The sequence below is a fragment of the Mesorhizobium sp. CNPSo 4670 genome (assembly GCF_057784235.1).
In genome coordinates this window covers 179,869-201,443 of sequence record NZ_JBWJFQ010000018.1, presented here as the reverse complement: position 1 = coordinate 201,443, position 21,575 = coordinate 179,869, and the positions used below count along the sequence as shown (strand labels likewise).

The window sequence follows — 21,575 nt, the reverse complement described above, 5'->3', positions numbered from 1 at the left end:
TCGAATTAACATTGGGAAGATGGACATCCTCGCCCAAGTGCTGGATCGCATTCGCCTCGGTGGGACTCTGCTCTTCCACTTCGAGCTCGGCCATCCATGGAATCTGGCATTGCCAGCGCGCCCCTACGCCCTGTTCCATTATCTCAGTCGTGGCTCAGCTACCCTCGAGCTTGATGAGGGACGAGAACTCCACATGACCGCGGGCGACTTTGTCGTCGTCACACGCGGCGAGCCTCACGTGATTTATTCGGACCGCCGGACGAAGCCGTTACCGATTCCGGATCTCGGTCGACTGCCCGGACGTCTTGGCGTCGTTCGTCATGGAGGCAACGGGCAGCCTCTCTCGACGATGATCTGTGGCAATTTCACTGTGGAGCGGCCCTCGCGCGGCAGCGTGTTGGAATTACTTCCGCCCCTGCTTCTCCTGAAGCCGACGGAAGACGGCGGATGGCTCGAGGCGATTCTGCAACGCATGGTGAGCGAGTCGGCGCTCGCGCGTCCCGGCCAAGGCGTCGCACTCTCACGACTGACAGAAGTGCTCTTCGTTGAGGTGTTGCGAAGCTGGATCAAGTCTCTCGATTCCGGAGAAGGCGGGTGGCTGGGGGCGATGGCGGACCCGCACATAGGACCGGCGCTTCAGTTGATTCACGAACGACCGGATCAACCATGGACCCTTGGCGACCTAGGGCAGCGCGTGGGGCTCGGTCGCTCGGCGTTTTCAGCTCGCTTCACCAACCTCGTCGGCCAGTCCATGTACCGTTATCTGATCGCACGCCGGATGTCGGAGGCTGCGTTTCTGCTCGAAACAAGCGACGAGGGGATTGCAAGGATTGCGACCCGTGTCGGCTACGAGACCCCGGCTGCGTTTTCGAAGCTGTTCCATCGACATCATGGCCTATCGCCTGGCCGTTATCGAGCAGCTCGCCGGTCTGACGGTGGCCGAAGGCAAGGGGACGTCCTGGAAGCAGAAGCGCCGATTGACCTCGACCAAGCTGGCTACTGGAAGGTCTGGCAAAGGGCGGCGGGGCGGCTCCGGCAGGAGTGTCCAGTTTTATTCACAAATGGCGCGCAGAATCGGTAGGCTGGGATCACTACGCCTACGCCATTGCCCCTCTAAATTACGCCTTCGCGTAGCCAGCCCAACAGCGGACCTTTTTGCCAGGCTACTAGGGGTGGAAAGCGGACGCCAGGCGACCAAAGCCGACTGTTAATCGGCGGCGCTCCTGCGACACGCAAGCCCCCCGAGCTGGGCGCGTTGAGGCTGCTCCGAGTCAGCGCTCGCGCCGATAGTGCATAGCGACCGCGCCGTTGCGGAGCGGCTTCGCCGAGACCAGCTCGAGCCGTCGCGCACCGGGCAGCCCGCCCTGGTACAGGGTCGGGCCGTGGCCGGCGATCCTGGGATGGACGAGGAACTGATATTCGTCGATCAGATCCAGCCGGTCCAGCTCGGTTGCGAGTTTGCCGCTACCGAGGAGCACGCCGGCCGGAGTCGCGTCTTTGAGCCTCTGTACACCTGTTCGCAGGTCGTCGGCGATGTGGTGGCTGTTGGCCCACGGGAAGTCCGTTCGCGTCGACGACACCACGTACTTCGGTTTGGCGTCCAGCTTGACCGCCCACTCGCGTATCGCCGGCGACGCCTCCACGTCGCCGCGAGCCACCGCCGGCCAGTAGCTCTCCATCATCTCGTAGGTGATGCGGCCCCACAGCATCGCCCCGCCCTCATCCATAAGGCGGGTGAAGAACGCGTGCGTCTCGTCGTCAGCGATTCCCTCCTCATGATCGACGCAGCCGTCCAGGGTGACGTTTATACTGAAGGTCAATAGTCCCATGCGACGAGCCTAAGCCATCCGCTCGAAAAGACGTAGGGCTATTCGCGGTTGATGTTCAACTTCCGCTATGGGTCGGTTTCAGAAGTTGGTGCCAGACCAGAAACCAGCCGTTCGCGGCGTACAATCGGCGGCTCCGGGAACCCGCCGGATACCCTGTCGCACATGGCGTAGGTGCGCCCGGAGAGGTTCGAACTGTCGTCGAGTTTTGGCTCGATCACAGGCGCGACGACTGCTTTCGAGAGGTTGCCATTTGGGAGTGGACAGTCTGCTTGCGGCTCAGTTCCAGTCTTTCCAATCCATATGTGCGATGGTCCGCAGTCAACGCGACCACGCTGTTCGGCCACTGGGTCGAACGCCTGAAGGCCACGTGCGCCGTGAGAAAGCGTTGCCCACCCGTGATCCGCTACAACCGGGCTTGGGGGCTTCCGTTTCCGCGTGCGAGGTCATCGATCGGCTCGGATTCCGTCGGCCTTGGCAAGAGTAATAGTCAGCCCACTTACATCAATGTTCAGCTCGCCACTTCTTGACAAAAGGGCGGTCGATTTGTGGTCATTGTCCTATTCTCAACATCACCTTGCGCCCGTCGGAAAGGGTTCCCGCTCCTGTGCCAGCTACGGGTTGTCGGCTGGTCAGCGAGAATACGAACCGGGATGAGAGTTGCCCGCAAACGATCGTCCCTTCTCCATGCGAGAACGTAAGATTGACGATAGCCGTCCCTCGGCATTCGACCCCGGTATTGGTCTGTCCGCTAATAGTTCCGCGCCGTGTAATGCTGTTGACGAAAGCCGTCCCGGAAAAGGTGAGCGTCCCATCGGCAGTCTGACCGGAGACTGGTGCGATGATTGTGAGCGGATTTTGCGCCTGCGCGTAGCCGACAGCCTCTACGGCACCATAGGCAATCAACATTGTGGCTAGGATTCGCCTGGTCTCGCCGAGGTCTCCGCAATGGTATCTCAATTGAAGCTTGCCAGCCCCGCGCGGCGGGCACCCTCCCGGATCGCGGCAATAGCGGGAGGATTGGTGACTGGATAGGAGCCGATAAACCCTTCGGCCGAAGAGTTTGGAAACTCTCTCGCCAACCGGTTGGCAATCTTTATTGCCTGAGGTGTTTCACCGAGCATGGCGTGCGCCATGGCCTGGAACAGCAGCGTTGCAGGCGAGTCCGGCGGTGCTTGGCTGAACGCGGTCAGGCACTCCCTGTGGAGACCTACAACGAAGCTCGATCGGCCAAGCATGCTATAGTACCAGGAAACATACGGATTGAGACGGATCGCACGCTTCGCCAGTTCATATCCTTCCCGCGGGTCGCCTGTTACGAACGCCTTTCCTCCGGCAAGCAAGGCGAGGGTATCGGCATCGTGCGGGGCGGCCGTCAAGGCAAGATCATGTTCTCTTGCTGTGGCATCGAGATCGCCCTGCAAGGCTCGAAGCTCGGCTAGACATATGCGTGCGTGGGTATCACCCGCGTCGAGCGCCAAAGCTCGTTCGAGGCACAGTTTCCATTGCTCCTTTGCGGCGGAAGGGTCGTTGGTAAACGCATTGATGGCGGCGACGGCATGCGCCAGCCCCAGTACTGTCCAGGCTCTGGCAAGTCCAGGGTCGAGCTCGATGGCACGCGTCAGAAGCCGCACCGCTTCCGCATTCGAAGCGTGCGTGTACAAATTGTGCTGCTCGACGCCGAGCAGATAGTAGTCATAGGCACGTAGGCTGGCGGGGTGTTTTCGGCGGACAACATCGCGTCGAAGTTTTGCGAGCTTGCCGCAGCAGCTAGCAAGGACGTTGACGACGTTTTCGGTGACCATGTCCTGCATCGCAAACAGGTCTTCCGCTGATCGATCATAGCGGGCCGTCCACAAATCGACTCCAGTGCGCGCGTCGACGAGTTGGACGCAGATCCGCAGCTGCTGCGCTGCCGCCTGCAAGGTCCCCTCAAGTAGATAATCCGCATTCAGTTCCCGCCCGATGGATAGCACGTCATCGCGCCGTCCCTTGTACGAGAGCATGGTCTGGCGGGCGATGACCGCAAGGTCGGGGTAGCGAGCGAGGTCGACCATGATGTCCGCCGACAAGCCATCGGCCAAGCGGTTCCATCGCTCGTCCGCGCTCAGATTGTCGAAAGGGAGAACCGCAACGACTGTTGGCCCAGAGCCCTCTACCGAAAGGCCACCGGATGATGCCTGGCCCGTGTCTTGCCCGCGTTGGTCGGCAAGCAAGGTTGCAAGCGCTACTTTGCTGCGAATATCGAGTTTCCGGTATATGGCCGACAGATGGGTCCGAACGGTAGTCGGCGCTATGAAGAGCGTCTCGCCGATTTCACGGTAGGTCATCCCCTCGGCGAATTTTGCAGCGACCACCCGCTCCCGGTCCGACAGACTGGTCAGAGGATTGCTCACGGCGCGAAGCATCGCTTCAAGTCTCCGATCCGCTACGAGTTGTGGCCGACCCGGCACGGCAAAATACTACAGATGCGATCTGGAAAACACTGCATTTGCACGATGCCATCCGACCGCCACCAATTCTAGGCTTTCCTGTCGACGGGGTTTGGTCGGGTCGCAGAATCCCGATCCATTCAGGAAGCAGGAGGTGTCCATGACAAAGTCATCTATCTTTGCCGCAATGCTGGTGCTGCCTCTGTCGGTTGGACCGTGCTTGTCCGAAGGCACGCAATCTGACGGCAAGCTGATTTCCGAAGATGCTGTGAGAGCCGTTAGTGCCGAATTGTATTCCGACATTCTGATCCGAGCGTGCAGGAACGGATGGCGCTACCCTCGGAGCCAAATCGAGAACGGCTTCAAACGGCATCTCAGCGAGCTGAAATTGCAACTGGTCGATCAGGGTTACACGATCCTGCCTGGTGTGAAAGCGAACCGCTCGCCCCGGAGTCTCTTCGCACTGGCATTTGTCGCCAAGCGCCAATCTGTCGCCTCGCGCCAGTTCGCCTGTCCCCGCCAATACTGGCTCGACGAGTGACCGTTCTGGAGCGGGCAACTGGGGCAGGAATCAGGCAAGCATTGTGGTCAAATAGCTTCCTAGTCTGGTCGTTTCGGCTCGGCCGTACTCCTTGAGTTCCAAGCTAGATGTTCGGTCTAGGATCCGACGAATGTCTGGAATAAATCAGAGGCGCGAATTCGACCAAAGGCGAAAATCGTCCGCTTGGGGTCGTGAGCTGAATGGCTGCTTTTGCTAACTGGATGCTCGAAAGCTGCCGATCTGCTTGCGGCTCAATTCCGGACATAGCCGCCACTGGCCAGACTTCACTTGGCGAGCCGGCTTTCACTGTAGAGATGCTCATTTCACCGGGCGGTCAGCGCTCAAGCCGAGCTGTTCTATGGCTGCCCGAGAGGCTGCGCCTCCCCCGTCTCGCATTCCAGTAGTCGCACTGGTTTGGCGAGCTTTGCCAGCCCCTCGGGCTTGGCGCAAAGCGGGAAGCCGGCGAGCGGCATTGTCTCGATGAAACGAGCGCGTTCCCTCTTGCTTGAGCTGAATTCATTGACCAGGCCCTCGACGGTCAGGTCCGGATACCGTTTGAGGGTTTCCCTGACCGAAGTATTCGCCTCATCGGTTCGACCCAGTGCCGCGAGGGAGCTGCTGCGCACCACCCAATCCCCTTTGCCGTGGTTATCGGGCGTCTTACGCTCCAGCATCTTCACGGCGTCCTCATAGCGGCCAGCCATAAAATAGGCCGTGGAGTAGAAACTAGTTGCCCACATCGGGTAATTCGGGTCGAGCCGTATAACTTGGTCGACCAACTGAGCGCCGCGTTCGGGTTCGTCGAAGCCTGCCGCATAGCCGGAATAGAATGTCAGGATTTCGGCCGAACCCGGAGCGAGGCGGAGGGCCGTGTCCATCTCGACCTTAGCGCGGGCGTTGTCGCCCTTTTCTTTGAGGCTCATGCCAAAAACGGCGTGCGCCTCGGCGTCGCTCGGATCGAGCCGCACCGCGCGTTCGGCTACATCGGCAGCCGCCTTGATCTCGCTCTCGGGATTGATACCGAAGCCAGCCAATATGTTATGAGCATGATAAAGTTCCACCCAGGCGCGGGCGAACCCGGGGTCCAGCGCGACAGCGAGGTTGAGCAGCCTGATAGCCTCCTCCTCATCCGCTACGGTAATCTTTTCAATCCTTTCGGTTCCGAGCAGATAGTAATCATAGACAGTCAAGTTGTCCGGCCGTTTACGCTTCGCTGCAGCCCGCCCCGCTCCCTGAATCAGCCCCACGCCGTTGCCGAGACGGTTGGTGACTTGCTCTGCAATCTCGGTCTGGACGGCGAACACGTCCTCAGCGGGCCGGTCCCAACGATCCGACCAAAGATGGTTGCCGGTTTGTGCATCGATCAACTGCGCGGTAACCCGCACCCGCCCATTTTGCCGCTGGATAGAGCCTTCCAGCACGAAGCCGACATGGAGCGCACTTGCGACCTGCCGGGCATCCACCGGCTTGTCTTTGTAAACTTCCGTCGAATTCCGGGCCACGACCTCAAGTTCGGGAAACCGTGCGAGGTCGGTGATGATATCCTCAGTCAACCCATCCGCCAAACGACCGGTGATCTCGTCGTCGCCATAATTATTGAAGGGCAGCACCGCGACCGAAGGCTTGGCCCCCAGTGGCGCGGGGTAAAAGAACCACCAGGTCGCTCCACCCGCCAGAGCCAGCACCACGACGGCCGCCGCAGCCGTCCTGGTCCAGCGCGGCATCGCCTTGCGTAAGGTCCAACGCACCCGCTTGCCATCGAGCCTCACCCGGTACATCCGCACGGGGCGATTGATGTTCTTGACCTGTTGCTCGCCAACGAAATCGAGTGGCCAATCAAGCTTGCCCTGCAAATGGTCGTAGGCCGTACCTGACACCATTACTCCGCCCGGCTCGGCAAGCTGCTCTAGGCGAGCGGCGATATTGACGCCGTCGCCATACACATCGCCATCCACCAGTGCCACATCGCCAAGATTTATCCCGATGCGGAACACAATCCGCTCATGCTCCGGCAATCCACCATTGCGAACGGCCACTGCTTTCTGAATTTCGGCTGCGCAGATCACCGCATCGACCACGCTGTCGAAGACGACAAGTGCGCCATCTCCTAACAGCTTGACAATTCGACCCTGGTGCAGAGCGATCGCCTTATCGGTCAGATCGGCCCGGATAGCCCTCAGGCGTCCGATGGTGCCAGCTTCGTCGATCTCGATCGCCTTTGAATAGCCGACCATGTCCGCTGCCAGGATCGCCAGCAGTTTCCGGTTCAATGGAGGGACGATCATCATCCGGCCCCGGACGCAACAGGGCCAAAATGGTACACCTAATGCTGCGTCCTGACGAGAGGCCCGCCCCGCGGCGCCGACTTTGCGGTGCGTCGGACTCTTTCAACAGAATCGGCGCAAAGCGGTCCGCACTACGCTGGACGCAAGGGGCTGCTGTTTTGCCCAGCCTGAAAGCTGACAGTCGCTTCCGACCCCCATTGAGATGTCCATCGCCTCGGTGCCAAGCGTCGGCTCAAGGCGCCAAGCGGACCCAACACTCCGAGCGGCGATCTCAGAAACCAACAGGCGCAGCAATGATATAACGGCGCCCAATTTCCTTTCGGCCGGCGCGTCAGCTGGGTCTCGCCTATTGCCTGCGACGCCTGGTCGACGAGGCAAGATAACCCATCGCCAGCGTCATCACGGCGACCGCGATGCCCGCGCTGATCACGCCTGCCGGCGTTATCCTGGCACTGCCCTGCAAAGTAACATGCTTGCCCAAGCGCAGGTCGAAAACCGACTTGATTTCCTCGGGATGTGAGGGGACCGCGGGCGAAGCTTCTTCCTCGACAACTGACATTTGAGCCTCCGGTTCGAATCTGCCGTTCGCGTAGCGGCCGGCGACTGGTGCGCCAACATTCTGTGCAATGGCCGAGCCTATTAGAACTGATAGGCGCCAAATAACACAGCAGTACCAGTTTCATCTCCTCCGGCGCGCCAAATCAATTCATCGACTATGGTGCTTTGATTTCGACCATCGGAGCCTGATTTGACCAAGTCCCCTGCCAGCATCAAGCGTGCGCTGATCACCGGGGCCGGTGCGTCCGACGGCATCGGCTTTGCCATTGCCCGGCAGCTCAGCCATGCCGGCCATGCCGTTGTCCTCACTGGCGCCAGCGCGCGTGTGCTCGATCGCGCCGCCGAGCTTCGTGCCGACGGCATCGATGCCACTGCCGTGGTCGCCGATCTCACTGTCGCCGCCGATGTCGAGCGGCTGCGGGCAAGCGCCGGCACCATCGATATACTGGTCAACAATGCCGGCATGGGCTCGCTGGCATCGCCCTCGGTCGACAAGGCGTTCCTTTCCATGACCGAGGCCGACTGGGACCAAGGGATCGACGTCAGCCTGAAGACAGCGTTTCTGGTCACCCGTGCATTTCTGCCGGCGATGGTCGAAGCGGGCTATGGGCGCATCGTCAATGTGGCGTCGGTCACCGGGCCGCTGGTGTCCTTCGAAGGCACCGCCGCCTATTCCGCCGCCAAGGCCGGCATGGTCGGCCTGACGCGCACGCTGGCGCTCGAAGTGGCGAAAAGCGGCATCACCGCCAACGCCGTGGCCCCCGGTTGGATCGAAACGGGATCGTCGAGCGAGATGGAGCGGACCGCGGCCCTGCATACGCCGCCGGCGCGGGCCGGCCGGCCGGATGAAGTGGCCGCAGCGGTCGTGTTCCTGGCATCGGAAGGCGCCAGCTACGTCAACGGCGCGCTGCTGGTGGTCGATGGCGGCAACAGCCTTCAAGAGCGCAAGGGCTGAAGGCGCTTCGCCGGGACGGAACGAGGCAGCATGTCCTTCCGACAGGTTAGAATTCGGTGCATAACACCGATCGATGCCCATTAGTTCTTGCTGATATACCGTCCGCAGCGGATAATATCCGTTGGGGCTTTCAGCAGGCGAAATGCTAAATCGGATCGTAGCTTCCACCACGTCGCGCCAATTCAACTTTCTTGTTCCCGATGACGTCACTGACGCTATCGCCGGATATATCGACTCCTCTGCTCCCGGACGCATCATCTCGACCTTTTCGGCAGTTCAGACAGTGCGAGATAAAGTCCGTGATTGCGAGCTGTCGGACGATCAGCTTGAGCGGTGCGCTGTATTGGCAGCAGTCAACGAAGGCCTGGCGGTCCACTTCGATCGGCGGGGACGCCAGCCGGATCCATATTCGTCGCTAAGCAGGAGCCACTGGCATCTCGTGCCTATTTGGAAAACCAGGACGCGACTGGCTGTCATGGCATTCCAGCGGCCGAATGCAGCCGGCCTCGCCGGCTGTACCCCTCCGCCCGTTATCGTTGGCCGGCCGCAGGTTCGGCCGCAGCGCATAGAACTCAGCCCATGATAGGCGCTGGCTGCTAAGGCGTTCGAACTTCTTCGGGCGTGCCAATGAAGGCCTGCCAGGCGCTTCATCCCGTTAGCCGGCGTGTTCAAGACGCCTTGGCGAGGAAACTCTGGTAGTCCGATTTGGCCTGCAGCAGGCGCAGCACATTGTCGCGGGATCCCCGCACATGGGCGCGCGCCAGCGTGCCGGCGCGGCTGGCATCGCCGGCGCAGATGGCGTCGACGATTTCGGCATGCTCGTCGCGGGCGATCTTCCATTCGTCCAGCCACAAGAGCTCCGTCCAGACATAGTGCTGGCACTTGTCGAGGATGCCGCACAGCATGCCGTGCAGCATGACATTGCCGCTGATCTGCGCGATGACGCGATGCAGGTCGATGCCGGCCTCGAGCTCCTGGAATTTCTCCCTGGTGGTGCGATCCGGTATGGCGGCCAGCCGCTCGCACTCAGTCAGAATGGCGCGCAACCGCGCCTTGTCCTGCTCCGTCGCCACGGCCGCGGCCAGCTCGGTCGCATGTCCGTCGAGCAATTCGCGGATCTCGAAGGCCTCGCGGAACATGCTGATGTCGAACTCGGTGACGACATAGCCCTGGCGCGGCCTGCCGGTGACTAGGCCATCGCGCTCAAGGCGGTTGAAGGCCTCGCGCACCGGCGTGCGGCTGACATTCAGCTTTGCGGCGATGTCGCTTTCGGTGACGCGCGAGCCCGGTGGAATCTGGCCGGTCACGATCATCGCCTTGAGCGAGGAATAGACCGAGTCGCGCAGCGTATTTTTGGTTTCCTTGGCCAAGGTTTCGTCCCCAGTTCTCCGGTCTTTCAGCCGGGACACGCACAGCTGTAGTCGCAGTCGGCGTAATTTGCCACGCCCCAGCGAGGCCGTCTCTTTCCATCTTTGCCCTGCTCGACACGCCAGAATTCGATCGCGCCGGACGGTGTTGACATCACCGATCGCTAAGCTACACTCAAAATTGTATACAAGATAGCATGCGAAATCAAAAACAATGGGAACACCGGTTGGAGAGCCGAAAATGAACATGACCAGAAATGTTAGCGTTGTCGCGGTTGCCGCCCTCATGGCGTCGCTCGCAGCCCCCGCCGTGGCGGGCGATACCATCACCGTCGCCTCATGGGGCGGCACCTACCAGGAGGCGCAGACCAAGGCGTTCTTCAAGCCGACCGCCGATGCGCTCGGCATCACCATCAAGGAAGACACCACCAACGGCCTCGACGACGTGCGGCTGCAGGTGTCCGGCAATGCCGTCAAATGGGACATCACCGAGCTTGGCGCCGACGAATGCGCACGCGGCTCGAAGGAAGGCCTGTTCGAAAAACTCGACTACGGCATCATCGACAAAAGCGGCATCAACCCGAAGCTGGTCCATGACGACTGGGTCGGCATTTCCTACACCTCGGTCGTGCTCATCTACCGGACCGATGTCTTCGGCGACAAGGGCCCGAAGACCTGGGCCGACTTCTGGAATGTCGAGAAGTTTCCGGGACGGCGCGCGCTGAGCGGCAGCCAGGCGACGGAGACGCTGAGCGTCGCGGCACTGGCCGAGGGCATTCCGATCGACAAGGTCTATCCGGTCGATATCGACGGCGCGCTGAAATCCGTCGACAAGATCCGTGGTCATGTCGATGCCTGGTGGACCTCCGGTGCCCAGGCCATGCAGTTGGTCAAGGACGGCGAAGTCGACATGGCGAGCATCTGGAACGGCCGCGCCGGGACCTTGAAGAAGGAAGGCGCGCCGGTCAGCTTCTCGTTCGACCAGGGTGTCCTGACCGCCGACTGCATGGTCATCCCGAAGGGCGCCAAGAACAAGGACGCAGCCATGAAGGCGCTGGCGATGTTCGTCAGCCCGCAATTGCAGGCCAATCTGCCGCTCTATGTCGACAACGGGCCGGTGAACGAAAAGGCCTTCGAGACGGGCAAGATCCCGCCGGAGAGGATCAAGGACATCAATTCGGCGCCCGAAAACGTCAAGAAGCAGGTATTGCAGGACGCCGAATTCTGGCGCGACACGCTGGTCGAGGCGACGGAAAAGTTCAACAATCTGGTCCAGCAATAGGCTCTGGCCAGAACCCAAACCACGGCAGGGCGGCGCAACCGCTCGCCCTGCCTCTGCCGCCTCAGTTCAGGAGACGATGATCTTGTCCATTGCGCCATCCGCGCTGCCGATCAGCATGCGCCGGATCGAGAAACGATTTGGCAACGTAGCGGTGCTGCGCGACCTCAACCTCGATGTCGAAGCCGGCGAGTTCCTGACGCTGTTAGGCCCTTCCGGATCCGGCAAGACGACGCTGCTGATGATCCTGGCCGGCTTTGTCCGAGCCAATGCCGGCAGCATCAAGGTCGGCGACGAGGAGATCATCACCACGCCGCCGCACAAGCGCAACATCGGCATGGTGTTCCAGAACTACGCGCTGTTTCCGCATATGAACGTCTTCCACAACATCGCCTTTCCGCTGAAGCAGCGCGGCGTCGCCAGCACCGAGACGGCCGAGCGCGTCGAGAAGGCGCTGGATCTGGTCAAGCTGCAGGGCCTCGGCGAGCGCCGCGTCAACCAGCTCTCCGGCGGCCAGCGCCAGCGCGTGGCGCTGGCGCGCGCCATCGTCTTCGAGCCGCGCATCGTGCTGATGGACGAACCCTTGTCGGCGCTCGACAAGGGCCTGCGCGAACATATGCAGATCGAGCTGCGCAGCCTCCATCGCCGGCTTGGCATGACCACCGTCTATGTCACGCATGACCAGCGCGAAGCCATCACCATGTCGGACCGCATCGCGGTGATGAATGGCGGGCGCATCGAACAGCTCGACAGACCGGAAACCCTCTACGCCACGCCGCAGACGCGGTTTGTAGCCGGCTTCATCGGCGAATCGAACTTCATTCCCGTCGAATGCCGCAATGGTTCGGTCTGGTACGAGGACAGGAGAATCCATACCGCAGCGCCGGCGCCGGCATCGGGCCAGCACCTGATGGTGGTGCGGCCGGAAAAGCTGCGGCTGCTGGCAAATGCCGAACCGCAAAGCGGCGTCAACGTGCTCAATGCAACGGTCGGTGACATCATCTACCAGGGCGACAGCTTCGTCTGCTACGCGGCGCTGCGCGACGGCCGCCAGCTGACGCTGCGCGACTATTGCCGCAGCGACGTGCTGGGCAGAATGCCGGCTCCCGGCCAGCCGATCAGCCTCGGCCTCGACGCACAGGACACGGTCCTGGTGGCATCAGACTGATGAGCGCGCAATCCGCCTTCCATGCATCTGCCAGCGATCTGAATGCGCAGTCGCTGCGCGCCGACGCGCGGCGCGAGTCGCTGCGGTTGCTGGCGCTGCTGTCGCCAAGCCTGTTCCTGGTCTTTGCCATCATCGTCGTGCCGATCGGCTGGTTGTTCTGGTTGTCGCTGTTCGACGAGGCCGGCGTCCTCAGCGTCGCCAATTATGCGCGGTTCTTCGAGCAGGCCTCCTACATCAAGACCTTCGTCACCACCTTCAAGGTCGCCTTCATCGTCACCGGCGCCTGCGTCCTGCTCGGCTATCCGCTGGCCTACATGCTGTCGCAACTGCCGCGCCGGGCAGCCTCGATCTGCCTGATCTTCGTCATCCTGCCGTTCTGGACCTCGGTCCTGGTGCGCACCTATGCCTGGCTGGTGATCCTGCAGCGCAAGGGCCTGATCAACAGTTGGCTAATCGACCTCGGCGTGATCAGCCAACCGCTGTCGCTCGCCAACAATCTGTCGGGCGTTGTCATCGGCATGACGCACATCTTGCTGCCATTCCTGGTGCTGCCGCTCTACGCCTCGATGAAGACCATCGACGGCGATTGCCTGCGCGCCGGGATGAACCTTGGCGCCGGCCCGGTCGCGACCTTCCGGCAGATCTTCTTTCCGCTGTCTCTACCCGGCCTTGCCTCGGGCGTTGTCATCGTCTTCGTGCTTTGCCTGGGGTTCTTCGTCACCCCGGCGCTGATGGGCGGCGGCAAGGTGATCATGTGGGCGATGCGCATGGAGCAGACCACCAGCCTCTATTCCAACTGGGGAGCCGGAGCGGCTCTCGGCGTGGTGCTGCTGGTGGTCACGCTGGCGCTTCTTGGCCTGTTCCAATGGCTGCTCGGCGCGCGTGCCACCGGCGTATGGAGTTCGCGATGAGCGAGGATATCGGCCTGCCGATCTCGCACCGGCAACGTCTGTGGCTCTACGCCCTCGGCGGCCTCGTGCTGTTGTTCCTGATCGCGCCGTCGATCATCATCGTCATCATGTCGTTTTCGGATTCGACGCTGCTGCAATTCCCGCCGCAGCAATGGTCGCTGCGCTGGTACCAGACCTATTTCCAGTCGCTGGAGTGGCGCGACGCGACGATCGTCTCGGTCAAGGTGGCGATCATGACGACATTGGTGGCGACGCCGCTCGGCACCGCCGCCGCCTATGCGATCAACCGGGGCACGCTGCGCCTCAACGGCACCATCAACGCGCTGCTGACAGCGTCGCTGATCGTTCCGGTGATCCTGATCGGTATCGGCACCTTCTTCCTCTATGCGCGGATCGGGCTCAACAACACGCTGACCGGCCTGGTCATCGCGCACACCGTGCAGGCCTTGCCGCTGGTGGTGCTGACGGTGCTGTCGGGCTTGCGCTCCTATGACATGAACCAGGAGCGCGTGGCGCGCAGCCTAGGCGCCGGCCGCGTCGCCGCGTTCTGGCAGGTGACCATGCCGCAGATCCGCTTCTCGATCGTCTCGGGCGCGCTGTTCGCCTTCATCACCTCCTTCGACGAAGTGGTGGTTTCGCTGTTCATATCGGGCGGCGATACGACGACATTGACGCGCCGCATGTTCAACGCGCTGCGCGACCAGATCGACCCGACGATCGCCGCCATCTCGACCTGCCTGATCGTGCTGTCGGTCGTCCTGTTGTCTGTCGCTCAGATATTCGGGCGCAGGAATTGATTTCAAGTGAGCATGGGATGTCCAGACAGAATGCGTGATTTCCAGTTTCCCGGCCGCTCGCCGGTTCGTGCCACGGAAGCGGTTGCCGCGACGTCGCACCCGCTTTCGACGCTTGCCGCAATCGAGATGCTGCGCTCCGGCGGCAATGCCATGGATGCCGCCGTCTGCGCCGCCGCCGTGCAGGCGGTCGTCGAGCCGCAGTCGACCGGCATCGGTGGTGATTGTTTCGTGCTGTACTGCCCGGCGGGACAAGGCGACGTGCTGGCCTTCAATGGCTCCGGCCGCGCCCCGGCCAAGGCGACGGTCGACTGGTATCTGGAAAAAGGCTTCAACTGCATCCCACTGCAGGGACCGCACGCGGTCACCGTGCCGGGTGCCGTCGACGCCTGGGTCCGGTTGCTGGATGACCATGGCCGCAAGGGCCTTGCCGAGGCGCTGGCGCCGGCCATCCACTATGCCGAGAACGGCTATGTCGTGCATGACCGCGTCGCCTTCGACTGGGCCGAACCGGAGACCGACCTGTCGGCCGACGAGCATGCCGCGCGCATCTTCCTGCCGGGCGGCAAGGCGCCGAAGGCCGGCGATGTCCACCGGCAACCGGAGCTCGCCGCCACCTTGCGGATAATCGCCAAACAAGGCCGCGCCGGATTCTACGAAGGCGCTGTTGCCGACGATATGGTGCGCCGGCTCAATGAATTGGGCGGACTGCATTCGACCGAGGATTTCGCAGCGACCAGGGGCGACTATGTGGCGCCGGTCAGCACCTCCTACGGCGGCCACGACATTCACCAGATGCCGCCGAACAATCAGGGGCTGACGGCGCTTTTGATGTTGAACGTGCTGTCGGGTTTCAAGCTCGGCGGGCTCGACCCCAACGGCGCCGAGCGCCTGCATCTGGAGATCGAAGCGGGGCGGCTGGCCTACCGCGACCGCGACCGCTTCGTCGGCGACCAGGACCATGTCCCGGTGCCGGTGAAGCAGCTTCTGTCCACCGCCTATGCCGACCGGCTGCGCGCGGAGATCGACCGCGAGCGTGCCATGACGCATCTGCCGCGCCTCGACCTGCCAGGCAGCGACACGGTTTACATCTCCATCGTCGACCGCGACCGCAACGCCGTCTCCTTCATCAACTCGACCTATTATTCGTTCGGCAGCGGCGTTGTCGGGCCGAAGACCGGAGTCGTGCTGCAGAACCGCGGCTCAAGCTTCCGCCTCGACCCAGCGCACCCGAATGCCATCGCACCCGGCAAGCGGCCGATGCATACGATCATGCCCGGCATGGCAACCAGGAATGGCCGCGTGGTGATGCCGTTCGGCGTCATGGGCGGCGGCTACCAGCCGTTCGGACATGTCCACCTGCTGACCAACATGCTCGATTTCGGCATGGACCCGCAGCAAGCGCTGGATGCGCCACGTGTGTTCTACAATGATGATACCGTGGAGGCCGAACGCAACGTGCCCGCCGAAGCAATCGAGGGCCTGCGCCGGCGCGGCCATCGCGTGGCCGAGCCGCATCACCCGCTGGGCGGCGGGCAAGTGGTGCTGATCGACTGGGAGAAGGGAACGCTGACCGGCGCCTCCGATCCGCGCAAGGATGGGTTGGCGCTGGGGTATTGATGGTCCCAGGTTTGCCGTCACAATGGCGTGTCGCGGCTGGATTTTGTCGGATTGGAGAGATAGTCGGTAATCATGACCAGTATCGGAAATTCTCCTGGGCTTTCGCGCCCGCTTGCCGCCGGCGCCGATGATGCGCCGGCGATTTCGGCGCCTGAAAGAACCACGCTGACGCATGGCGCACTGCGCGAATTGATCGCCGACACGGCTGCCGCGCTGCATGCGCGCGGTATCGGCCGCGGCGACAGGGTGGCCATCGTGCTGCCGAACGGGCCGGAGATGGCCACAGCCTTTGTCGCGGTGGCGGCAACCGCTTCGACGGCGCCGCTCAATCCGGCCTACCGCGCGGACGAACTCGATTTCTACCTGACCGACATTGGCGCCAAGGCGATCCTCGTTGCGCAGGACGAGAGCGGGCCGGCGGTGACCGTGGCCGAACGGCTCGGTATTGGCGTGCTCAGGCTTATCGCCTTGCCCGACGCGCCGGCCGGAAGCTTTACCATCGAGGGCCCTGCGATCGGGCCGCAAGCCGCGCCTGAGATGGCGCAGGATGGCGACATCGCGCTTTTGCTGCACACCTCCGGCACCACGTCGCGACCCAAGCTGGTGCCGCTCAGCCATGCCAACATCGCGGCCTCGGCCGCCCATATCGGTGCGACGCTCGGCCTGACGGCCAATGACCGCTGTCTCAACATCATGCCGCTGTTCCACATTCACGGCCTGATCGCGGCGGTGCTCTCCTCTCTGGCTGCCGGCGGCAGCATCTACTGCACCCCGGGCTTCAACGCGCTGCGCTTCTTCCAGTGGCTAAGCGATGCACGGCCGAGCTGGTACACGGCGGTGCCGACCATGCACCAGGCGATCCTGCCGCGGGCGGCACGCAATGCCGAGGCGCTGGCGGCGGCCCGTCTGCGCTTCATCCGCTCGTCCTCGGCGTCGCTGCCGGCGCAAGTGATGGCCGAACTGGAGGCGACCTTCGGCTGCCCGGTGATCGAATCCTACGGGATGACCGAGGCGGCGCACCAGATGGCATCGAACCGGCTGCCGCCAGGCCTCCGCAAGCCAGGTAGCGTCGGCGCCTCCGCCGGACCGGAGGTGGCGGTGATGGCGCCAGACGGGCGGCTGCTCAAAGCCGGCGAAACCGGCGAGATCGTCATTCGTGGACCCAATGTCACGGCGGGCTACGAGAAGAACCCCGACGCCAACGCAACAGCCTTCGCGCATGGCTGGTTCCACACCGGCGACCAAGGCGTGCTGGACGAGGATTTCTATCTGCGCGTCACCGGTCGGCTGAAGGAGATCATCAACCGCGGCGGCGAGAAGATCTCGCCGCTCGAGGTCGACGACGTGCTGATGGACCATCCGGCGGTGGCGCAGGTCGTCACCTTCGCCATGCCGCATGACAAGCTCGGCGAGGAGGTGGCGGCGGCGGTGGTGCTGCGCGAAGGCATGGCCGCCAACGAGAGCGATATCCGCGGCTATGCGGCGACGCGGCTCGCCGACTTCAAGGTGCCGCGCAAGATCCTGATCCTCGACGAAATCCCCAAGGGCGCCACCGGCAAGCTGCAGCGCATCGGGCTTGCCGTCAAACTCGGACTTTGACGATGAAGATCACCATCTTCGGCGCCGGCGCGATCGGCGGCTACCTCGCCGCCAAGCTCGCCATGGCCGGCCAGACCGAGCTCTCGATCGTCGCGCGCGGCGCGCATCTCGACGCGATCAAGGCAAATGGGTTGCGCCTGATCGAAGACGGCCAGGAAACGTCGGTCCCCGTCCAGGCCGCTGCCAGGGCCGAGGAGCTCGGCGCCCAGGATTATGTGGTACTGGCGTTGAAGGCCCATTCCCTCACCCCTGCGCTCGACCAGATCGCGCCGCTGCTTGGGCAAGACACCGCCGTCGTCACGATGCAGAACGGCGTGCCGTGGTGGTATTTCCATGACGTCGGGCCGCTGGAAGGCACGCGGTTGAACGCGGTGGACCCCGGCGGCAAGATCTGGGAGCGGATCGGGCCGCAGCGCGTCATCGGCTCGGTCGTCTATCCCGCCGTCGAGGTCGACGCGCCCGGCCTGATCCGCCATGTCGAGGGCAAACGCTTCTCGCTTGGCGAACCCTCCGGCGAGCGCAGCGAACGGGCCACGCTTCTGGCCGACGAGATGGTCAAGGCCGGCCTGCAGGTTCCAGTCCGCGACGACATCCGCAGCGAGATCTGGGTCAAGCTGTGGGGCAATCTCTCCTTCAACCCGATCTCGGCGCTGACCGGCAGCACGCTGGCGGCGATCGTTGCCGACGAGGCAACCCGAACGCTTGCCCGCACCATGATGCTGGAGGCACAGGCGATCGGCGAAAGCCTCGGCGTGCGTTTTCCGATCGCGGTCGACCGGCGCATCAAGGGCGCCGGCGATGTCGGCGAGCACAAGACCTCGATGCTGCAGGACCTGGAACGCGGCCGGCCGATGGAGATCGACGCGCTGGTCAGCGCGGTGCAGGAACTTGGCCGGCTAACGGACAAGCCGACACCCACCATTGATGCCGTGCTGGCGCTGGTGCGGCGGCTGGCCATCGAGCGCGGTTGCTATTCCTGAACCGCCCGGATCAATGCGGTCAGTCCTTCGCTGCCGGCCAATCATTCGCTGCCGGCTTCAGAAACCGCACACAAAGTTCGCCACCATGCCGCGCCGCCCGACAACTGCTTGCCAGCCCAGCCAATGCCGCCAGCATGACGAATGGCATGGCCGCGATCCGGTCCCCTTGCACTCTTCGCGCTATCGTTGCCAGAACGGCTTGGCGAGCTCTGCCTCGACCTGCCGGTCCGTCAGACCGATATCGTCGATCAGATAGGGATTGTCCCTCGCCATTTGCGCAAGCTCCCAGCGAAAGCGGATTCGCTCGCGCCAGGACCGATCGTGCCAGCTCGCAATAATGCTCTGCAGGGTCGTCAGATGCCGACGCGCCATTGGCGCCACGGGCGTTCCCGACCGCGCTGTCTTGTGCGGGGCAAATTCAAGAATGTTGGTCATAACAACCTCCATATGGTTTGAGGGTCCGGAGGCCCTCGACCTGAAAGAGGCCGAATTCTGCAGGTTACGGACAGCGCCGTAATTAAGCCTTCCCAAATAGTTCTCAAAAGTTCCAAATGGGTAGAGCCGTTCACCGGTTCACGGAACCGGCAACCTGCCCTAACTCTTTGTTTTGACGCAATTCCCTGAGGAAAAGCGCTACGCGCTCTTCAAGGGAAAACCGTTTCACACAGTTCCTGAAATTGCTCTATAGATGCGCCCTATGCAGGGATCACGCTTCGCCTTTGGTCCGTTCGTGCTTGATTCCGGTGCGGGAACGCTGCTTCGGAACGATGTGCCCGTTGCCGTCGGCTACCGCGGGCTCAAGTTGCTCGCGGCGCTCGTCGGACGGCCCGGCGACATACTGAGCAAAGCCGAATTGATGGACGCCGCATGGCCGGGCACTGCGGTCGAGGAAGGCAACCTCACCGTTCAGATCGCGCAGCTGCGCAAGCTGCTGGGCCCGGTTGGGGATGGCGGCGAATGGATCGCGACGGTTCCCCGCGTCGGCTATCGCTTCACGGGAGCCGTCGAACAGCTCGGTGACGCGAGGCGAAAGCCTTTGCCGCTACCCGGCAAACCATCGATAGCCGTGCTGCCCTTCGTCAATGTCAGCAACGATCCCGAGCAGGACTCGTTCGCGGATGGGTTGACGGAAGACCTGATCACAGACCTGTCGAGGATATCCGGCCTGTTCGTTATCGCCCGCAACTCGGTCTTTGCCTACAAGGGAAAGGCGATGGACGTACGCGAGATCGCTGGCGATCTTGGCGTGCACTATCTGCTGGAGGGCAGCGCCCGACGCGCCACGGGGCGCGTGCGCATCAACGCACAGCTGGTCGACGCCGTGAGTGGCGATCATCTATGGGCGGAACGCTTCGATCGTAGCCTGGAAGATATCTTTGCCGTCCAGGACGAGGTGACGGCCAAGATCGTGGAGGCGCTGCTCGGTCGGCTGCGCGCGCCGCCGCCGCGCAACCGGCCCAGAAATATCGAGGCCTACGATCTCTGCGTGCGGGCGCGCAAGCTGATGGATGATTCGCCGCAGATGGCGCAGGAAGCGCATCTGATGCTGACGCGCGCGGTGGCGCTCGATCCGGAATATGCAGAGGCGTATCGCTGGCTTGCCATGAACCATTGGATGGGATCGGTGCATTCCGGCGGACCAAGTGAATCTTCCCGCAGCGTTGCTCTGGAACTGGCGCACAAGGCCGTGGCGATCGATCCCAACGATGCCGGCTGCCGCTGGGTCCTGGCTTACCTGCTTGCCTATGAGCGCCGCTTCACCGAGGCGGATGCCGAGTTTGCCAAGGCGTTCGAGCTCGACCCGAACGAGGCCGACGCCTGGGCGGCTCTGTCCGACATCGCGGCGCTGGCCGGGCGGGTCGAGGAAGCCCTCGAGCATATTCGCAAGGCGTTCCGCCTGAACCCGTTTCCGGCAAGCTGGTACTATCTGACGCTCGGCGCGGCGCAATATGCGGCTCGTGACTACGAAGCCGCTGTCGAGACATTGCGCCGGGACGAGACCTATCGGACAAGCTCACGCCGTTTCCTGGCGGCAAGCCTCGCGCAACTCGGCCGGCTCGACGAGGCGCGCGCGGAGGTCGAACTGTTCCTCGTCGGCAACCCGCATTTCACGATCCGCCACTGGGCCACGACAGAGCCCTTCCGCGACGCAGCGACGCTTGAGCACTTCGTCGATGGCTTCCGCAAGGCCGGTCTTCCGGACTGACGCGCCGGCGCGAAGTCGATGCCCGCTGTGGGCGAGGACCTCAAGGCGATTGATGTCGGCTTCCTCCCGGGCGTGACGGATATCTCCGAGCTGCCGAGTGCGGGCCGCAAGGCCCGCATCCAGATCACCCGGTCAAGGCTCCCGCAACTGCTTGCGGCGCCAGGCGGCCGGCGCTTCGCCGATCCGTTCGCGGAAGACCCTTGAGAAATAGGCGGGGTCGTCAAAGCCGATCTCGTAGGCGATGTCCTCGACCGTGCGCACGGTGAACAGCAGCAGCCGCTTGGCCTCCAGCAATCGCCGCTCGCTGACCACCCGCTTGACGCCAGTGCCGAGCACCGCGCGGGCGGCCTTGTCGAGTAGATGCGGTGTCGTGGCTAGCGCCTCGACATAGCGGTCGACCGGCCAGTTGTCCCGGAAATGCAGATCGACGAGCCGGCGCAGGCCTAGCGCCAGCGAAGCCTCAGAAGAGGTTGTGGCGGCGGTCCCGTCAGGACTGAGACGGGCGATGTGGGAGAGTGCGACGGCGATCAGCGCCGGCAGCATCTTGTCGTTGCCGGTTTGCGCCTCGGCGTATTCGGCCGCGATCATCTCCAGCACCGCCGCCAACCTTTTCCAGGCAGCATGGTGCGGCAGGCCGTCGGCAAACACCGGCCTGTCCAGCGGCAGCAAGCTCTGGCCGGCAATGGCGGCGAGCGCGTCATCAGCGACCGAGACGACGATGGCGTCGGTGCCGGGGCGGATCGAGAAGCCATGCACGACATTGCTCGGAACGAAGCTGGCGGCGGGCGCCGAAAAGTCCCAGGAGCGGTCTTCAATGCGGTAGGTACCTGAGCCACTGGTCCAGTAGGTGATCTGGCCCATCTGCGGATGCTTGTGCGCGGCGACCTCGCCACGATGGATGTTGCTGCGGGCAAGCACTGTCTCGACATGCAGGAAGCCGACATCGAGCGGCCGCACCGGCTCGCCATAGACGAAGAAGTCGGGGATGGAGCTCTGGCTCATGGCGCCGGAAAAAGTCCAATCGGTTTTGTGGTTCCGTCCATAACCGATCCCC

At 62.8% G+C, this 21,575-nt stretch carries 19 protein-coding genes; 11 read left to right on the top strand and 8 right to left on the bottom strand.

Annotated features, from left to right (window positions below):
* The first annotated feature begins 19 nt into the window (after positions 1-19).
* Positions 20-1,081 (top strand): cupin domain-containing protein, encoded by a 1,062-nt coding sequence (locus AC0ZT5_RS26305; protein WP_488498805.1) that lies wholly within the window; start codon positions 20-22, stop codon positions 1,079-1,081.
* Positions 1,082-1,271: 190 nt separating this feature from the next.
* Here the strand turns inward: AC0ZT5_RS26305 and AC0ZT5_RS26300 are convergent, their stop codons facing one another.
* The 3 genes from AC0ZT5_RS26300 to AC0ZT5_RS26290 all read right to left on the bottom strand — a co-directional run bounded on the left by AC0ZT5_RS26300 (position 1,272) and on the right by AC0ZT5_RS26290 (position 4,234).
* Complete coding sequence (locus tag AC0ZT5_RS26300; protein WP_488498804.1) at positions 1,272-1,829, bottom strand: dihydrofolate reductase family protein; 558 nt, start codon at positions 1,827-1,829, stop codon at positions 1,272-1,274.
* 549 nt (positions 1,830-2,378) lie between these two features.
* A complete protein-coding gene (locus AC0ZT5_RS26295; protein ID WP_477281009.1) occupies positions 2,379-2,735 on the bottom strand; it encodes a hypothetical protein in 357 nt (118 codons plus the stop codon).
* Between the two features lie 47 nt (positions 2,736-2,782).
* On the bottom strand, positions 2,783-4,234 hold the full coding sequence (locus AC0ZT5_RS26290; RefSeq protein WP_488498803.1) for a LuxR C-terminal-related transcriptional regulator: 1,452 nt from the start codon (positions 4,232-4,234) through the stop codon (positions 2,783-2,785).
* 178 nt (positions 4,235-4,412) lie between these two features.
* Here AC0ZT5_RS26290 and AC0ZT5_RS26285 point away from each other — a divergent pair, with 178 nt between their 5' ends.
* Entirely contained in the window at positions 4,413-4,799 is a 387-nt protein-coding gene (locus AC0ZT5_RS26285) for a hypothetical protein (protein WP_488498802.1), read from the top strand.
* A gap of 356 nt (positions 4,800-5,155) precedes the next feature.
* Here AC0ZT5_RS26285 and AC0ZT5_RS26280 read toward each other — a convergent pair whose 3' ends face one another.
* Together AC0ZT5_RS26280 and AC0ZT5_RS26275 are read right to left on the bottom strand one after the other, a co-directional pair.
* The gene (locus tag AC0ZT5_RS26280) at positions 5,156-7,084 is read right to left on the bottom strand and encodes an adenylate/guanylate cyclase domain-containing protein (RefSeq protein ID WP_488498822.1); all 1,929 of its coding nucleotides are present in this window, start codon (positions 7,082-7,084) and stop codon (positions 5,156-5,158) included.
* A 346-nt stretch (positions 7,085-7,430) separates the two neighbouring features.
* Entirely contained in the window at positions 7,431-7,643 is a 213-nt protein-coding gene (locus AC0ZT5_RS26275) for a hypothetical protein (RefSeq protein WP_095084346.1), read from the bottom strand.
* Positions 7,644-7,832: 189 nt separating this feature from the next.
* Between AC0ZT5_RS26275 and AC0ZT5_RS26270 the strand changes: the two genes are divergently transcribed.
* Complete coding sequence (locus tag AC0ZT5_RS26270; RefSeq protein ID WP_488498801.1) at positions 7,833-8,597, top strand: SDR family NAD(P)-dependent oxidoreductase; 765 nt, start codon at positions 7,833-7,835, stop codon at positions 8,595-8,597.
* A 668-nt stretch (positions 8,598-9,265) separates the two neighbouring features.
* On the opposite strand, the gene AC0ZT5_RS26265 is transcribed toward AC0ZT5_RS26270, so the two are convergent.
* Positions 9,266-9,967 (bottom strand): GntR family transcriptional regulator, encoded by a 702-nt coding sequence (locus AC0ZT5_RS26265; RefSeq protein ID WP_095083584.1) that lies wholly within the window; start codon positions 9,965-9,967, stop codon positions 9,266-9,268.
* A 238-nt stretch (positions 9,968-10,205) separates the two neighbouring features.
* Here AC0ZT5_RS26265 and AC0ZT5_RS26260 point away from each other — a divergent pair, with 238 nt between their 5' ends.
* From AC0ZT5_RS26260 to AC0ZT5_RS26230, 7 genes are all read left to right on the top strand, one after another.
* Positions 10,206-11,246 (top strand): ABC transporter substrate-binding protein, encoded by a 1,041-nt coding sequence (locus tag AC0ZT5_RS26260; RefSeq protein ID WP_477280998.1) that lies wholly within the window; start codon positions 10,206-10,208, stop codon positions 11,244-11,246.
* An 82-nt stretch (positions 11,247-11,328) separates the two neighbouring features.
* Complete coding sequence (locus AC0ZT5_RS26255; RefSeq protein WP_488498821.1) at positions 11,329-12,411, top strand: ABC transporter ATP-binding protein; 1,083 nt, start codon at positions 11,329-11,331, stop codon at positions 12,409-12,411.
* Positions 12,411-13,322, top strand: a complete 912-nt coding sequence (locus AC0ZT5_RS26250) for an ABC transporter permease (RefSeq protein WP_488498800.1) — start codon at positions 12,411-12,413, stop codon at positions 13,320-13,322. The genes AC0ZT5_RS26255 and AC0ZT5_RS26250 overlap by 1 nt, the downstream gene beginning before the upstream one ends.
* Positions 13,319-14,119, top strand: a complete 801-nt coding sequence (locus tag AC0ZT5_RS26245; protein WP_477280994.1) for an ABC transporter permease — start codon at positions 13,319-13,321, stop codon at positions 14,117-14,119. Before AC0ZT5_RS26250 ends, AC0ZT5_RS26245 begins: the two co-directional genes overlap by 4 nt.
* 30 nt (positions 14,120-14,149) lie before the next feature.
* Positions 14,150-15,736, top strand: a complete 1,587-nt coding sequence (gene ggt, locus AC0ZT5_RS26240) for a gamma-glutamyltransferase (protein ID WP_488498799.1) — start codon at positions 14,150-14,152, stop codon at positions 15,734-15,736.
* 72 nt (positions 15,737-15,808) lie between these two features.
* Entirely contained in the window at positions 15,809-17,335 is a 1,527-nt protein-coding gene (locus AC0ZT5_RS26235) for an acyl--CoA ligase (RefSeq protein ID WP_488498798.1), read from the top strand.
* 2 nt (positions 17,336-17,337) lie between these two features.
* Positions 17,338-18,315 carry a 2-dehydropantoate 2-reductase gene (locus AC0ZT5_RS26230; RefSeq protein WP_488498797.1) on the top strand — a complete coding sequence of 326 codons (978 nt, stop codon included), beginning with the start codon at positions 17,338-17,340 and terminating at the stop codon, positions 18,313-18,315.
* Between the two features lie 180 nt (positions 18,316-18,495).
* Here the strand turns inward: AC0ZT5_RS26230 and AC0ZT5_RS26225 are convergent, their stop codons facing one another.
* Positions 18,496-18,750 carry a DUF1127 domain-containing protein gene (locus AC0ZT5_RS26225; protein WP_477280986.1) on the bottom strand — a complete coding sequence of 85 codons (255 nt, stop codon included), beginning with the start codon at positions 18,748-18,750 and terminating at the stop codon, positions 18,496-18,498.
* 253 nt (positions 18,751-19,003) lie between these two features.
* Here AC0ZT5_RS26225 and AC0ZT5_RS26220 point away from each other — a divergent pair, with 253 nt between their 5' ends.
* Positions 19,004-20,521 carry a winged helix-turn-helix domain-containing tetratricopeptide repeat protein gene (locus AC0ZT5_RS26220; RefSeq protein WP_488498796.1) on the top strand — a complete coding sequence of 506 codons (1,518 nt, stop codon included), beginning with the start codon at positions 19,004-19,006 and terminating at the stop codon, positions 20,519-20,521.
* Between the two features lie 132 nt (positions 20,522-20,653).
* Here AC0ZT5_RS26220 and AC0ZT5_RS26215 read toward each other — a convergent pair whose 3' ends face one another.
* The gene (locus tag AC0ZT5_RS26215) at positions 20,654-21,523 is read right to left on the bottom strand and encodes a helix-turn-helix domain-containing protein (protein WP_488498795.1); all 870 of its coding nucleotides are present in this window, start codon (positions 21,521-21,523) and stop codon (positions 20,654-20,656) included.
* Between the last annotated feature and the right edge of the window lie 52 nt (positions 21,524-21,575).